Source organism: Clavibacter sp. MX14-G9D (assembly GCF_032917815.1).
In the GTDB taxonomy this organism is placed as follows: Bacteria; Actinomycetota; Actinomycetes; order Actinomycetales; family Microbacteriaceae; genus Clavibacter; species Clavibacter michiganensis_K.
The window spans coordinates 1-3,241 of record NZ_JAVCVL010000272.1 but is presented as its reverse complement, the minus strand read 5'-3'; the positions used below and the strand labels follow the sequence as shown (position 1 = coordinate 3,241).

3 protein-coding genes are annotated in these 3,241 nt (G+C 72.0%); all 3 read right to left on the bottom strand.

The window, feature by feature from the left end; translation table 11 throughout:
* Positions 1-1,305 (bottom strand): cation:proton antiporter (locus Q6969_RS14520; RefSeq protein ID WP_317231080.1); only part of this gene is annotated, 1,305 nt, incomplete at its 3' end.
* A gap of 3 nt (positions 1,306-1,308) precedes the next feature.
* On the bottom strand, positions 1,309-1,842 hold the full coding sequence (locus Q6969_RS14515) for a cation:proton antiporter regulatory subunit (protein ID WP_094116559.1): 534 nt from the start codon (positions 1,840-1,842) through the stop codon (positions 1,309-1,311).
* A gap of 99 nt (positions 1,843-1,941) precedes the next feature.
* On the bottom strand, positions 1,942-3,060 hold the full coding sequence (locus Q6969_RS14510; protein WP_094117055.1) for a GuaB3 family IMP dehydrogenase-related protein: 1,119 nt from the start codon (positions 3,058-3,060) through the stop codon (positions 1,942-1,944).
* Positions 3,061-3,241: the final 181 nt, after the last annotated feature.

Here is a 3,241-nt window from a genome sequence, read left to right as displayed (position 1 = left end):
GACCGCGAGCCCGTCGTCGTACGCGGACGTCGCGGCGGCGGGGGCGTCGCCGCGCTCGGCGGCCTCGAACAGCGCGAGCGCCCCGGCGCGCTCTGCGTCGCGCTCGGCCTTCTCCGCGGCGCGCCGGGTCGCGGACCGGTAGCGGGTGGGGAGCACGGCCGTGCCGATGCGCACCGAGTTGGCAGCGAGGAGCGGGCCCATGATCGCCATGACGAGCACGTACAGGCCGGCGAACGGCTGGATGCGCTCGTCGAGCCCCGCCGAGAGCGACAGGGTCGCGAGGATGAGCGCGAACTCGCCCCGGTTCTGCAGGATGAACGCCGTGTTGATGCCGGCCTGCGCCCCGTGGCCGTTCAGCCACGCGACGAACTGCCCGGCGATGAGGTTGAGCACGAAGGTCATCACCACGGCCACCAGGACCGGCACGACCACGGTCGGGAACTCGCCGGGATCGAGCGCCAGGCCGAAGTTGAGGAAGAAGAACGCGCCGAAGACGTCGCGCAGCGGGATCGCGATCTGCTCGATGCGGTTGCGCATGCGGGTCGCGCCGAGCACGAGGCCGATGAGGAAGGCGCCGATCGCGTCGGTCACCCCGAGGACCTCGCCGATGCCGCCGAACAGGATGGCGAGCCCGAAGAACAGCACCGTGAACAGCTCGACGTCGCGCGTGCGCAGGAAGCGGGACAGGAACGCGCCGCCCTTCCGCGCGACCGTGAACATCACGACGAGGAACGCGAACGACACCGCGAGCTGCCCGACCACCGCCCATGGCTCGGTCTGGCCGCTGAGCACGACGGACACGATGGCGAGGTAGACGGCGATGAAGATGTCCTCGACCACGGTGACCCCGAGGATCATCGGGGTCTCGTCGTTGGCGAGGCGGTTGAGTTCGATGAGCAGCTTGGTGACGATGGCGCTCGAGGAGGTCGCCGTCATGCCGGCGATGATGAGCGCCTCGCGGGTCCCCCACCCGAGCGCGAACCCGAACGCGAAGCCCACGCCCATGTTGATGAGCACGTAGGAGCCGCCGGAGACGATGAGCTTCCCGGCGTTGCCGAAGAACTCGTCCTGGTCGAACTCCAGCCCGAGGTTGAACAGGAGCAGGATCAGGCCGAAGACGGCGATCAGCTCGATGTCCCCCGAGGCGAAGTCGAGGGGGAACCAGTGGACGCTCGGGCTCGCGAGGAGCCCCACGAGCATGTAGATGGGGATCGCGGGCAGGCCGATGCGCTTGCCGAGCTGGCCGAAGGCGTACGCGAGGACGAACAGCAGGCCGAGGACGATGAGGTCGTGGCCGTGGTGCACCCGCTACCCTCCGTCCGGCGCGGAGCCGGATGCGGGACGGTGCGGGAACTCGCCCGTCCGGTAGAACGCGAAGGCCTTGGCCACCTTCTCGGGCGAGCCGGCGACCACGAGCGTGTCGCCCGGGTAGACGGTGAAGTCGTCGGCGGGGGCCGGGTTCGCCGAGTCGCCGCGCACGACGGCCACGACCGTGAGGCCGACGACGCCGCGGGAGGCGAGGTTGCCGAGCGCCTGCCCGGCGATGTGGTCGTCGTAGTCGACCGTGAACCAGTCGATGCTGAGCCCCGGGATCTGGTCGAGCTTGTCGATCGACTCGGTGATGCGGGTCCCGCCCAGCAGCTCCGCGAGCGTGTGGGCCTCGTCCTCGCTGAGGCGCAGCGACACCTTCTGCGTGTCGGGACCGTCCTGCTCCTCGGAGAAGGTGATCAGGTCGCTGTGGCCCGAGCGGTGGGCGATGACGCCGACCTTGCCCCCGTCGTCGGTGATGAAGGTGTGCAGCACGCCGACACCCGGCAGCTTGACGCGACGGACCTCCGCCATGCGCGCACCTCCCTCTTCCTGACCTTCACAACGCGGGCCGCGCCCCGCATGTTCCCGGACCGCGCATGCGGCGCGGACCGGCCGGGCGGCCGGCGCGGACTACTTGCCGTACGGCGCGACGACGACCTCGACGCGCTGGAACTCCTTGAGGTCGGAGTAGCCGGTGGTGGCCATGGCGCGACGCAGGGCGCCGACCAGGTTGGCGCTGCCGTCGGCGGTGGTGGACGGGCCGTAGAGGATCTGCTCGAGCGGGCCGACCTGGTCGACGCGGACGCGGTGCCCGCGCGGCAGCTCCGCGTGGTGCGCCTCGGCGCCCCAATGGAAGCCCTGGCCGGGCGCGTCGGTCGCGCGGGCGAGGGTCGAGCCGAGCATGACCGCGTCGGCGCCGACCGCGATGGCCTTGACGATGTCGCCCGAGCTGCCGAGACCGCCGTCGGCGATGACGTGCACGTAGCGGCCGCCGGACTCGTCCATGTAGTCGCGGCGGGCGCCGGCGACGTCGGAGAGGGCCGTGGCCATGGGCGCGTGGATGCCGAGCGTCGAGCGCGTCGTGGACGCCGCTCCCCCGCCGAAGCCGACGAGGACGCCGGCCGCGCCGGTGCGCATGAGGTGCAGGGCCGCCGTGTACGTGGCCGCGCCGCCGACGATGACGGGCACGTCGAGCTCGTAGATGAACTCCTTGAGGTTGAGCGGGGCCGCGGCCTTCGAGACGTGCTCCGCGGACACGGTCGTGCCGCGGATGACGAAGAGGTCGATGCCGGCGGCGACGACGGTCTCGTAGTGGTCGGCGGTGCGCTGGGGCGAGAGGGCCGCGGCGACCACGACGCCAGCCGCGCGGATCTCGGCGATGCGCGCCGTGATGAGCTCGGGCTTGATGGGCTCGGAGTAGATCTGCTGCATGCGCCGCGTCGCGGACTCCGGCGGCAGCGAGCGGATCTCCTCGAGCAGACGCTCGGGGTGCTCGTAGCGCGTCCACAGCCCCTCGAGGTCGAGGACGCCGACCCCGCCGAGGCGCCCCATGGCGATGGCCGTGGCCGGGGAGACCACGGAGTCCATGGGCGCCGCGAGGAACGGGATCTCGAACTGGTAGGCGTCGATCGACCAGGCGACCGAGACGTCCTGCGGGTCGCGCGTGCGCCTCGACGGGACGATGGCGATGTCGTCGAACGCGAACACCCGGCGGGCCCGCTTGGCGCGGCCGATCTCTACATCACTCACCCGCACAGCCTAGCGGCGGGCCGCTGGACGGCCAGCCGACGCCGGAGGCGCTCCGTGCGCGGCCGGAGGCGGGGCCGGCCCGTCGCACGGGCTCGAGGCCCGCGTGCACGAGGAGCGCACGGAGCCGCCCGGGGCCCAGCACGTCCCGCTCCGTGACGTCGACGGTGCGCCACCGCGCGCC

Coding starts and splice junctions, on each gene's coding strand:
- Q6969_RS14515 (WP_094116559.1), bottom strand. CDS start 1,842: ATGGCGGAGGTCCGTCGCGTCAAGCTGCCGGGTGTCGGCGTGCTGCAC.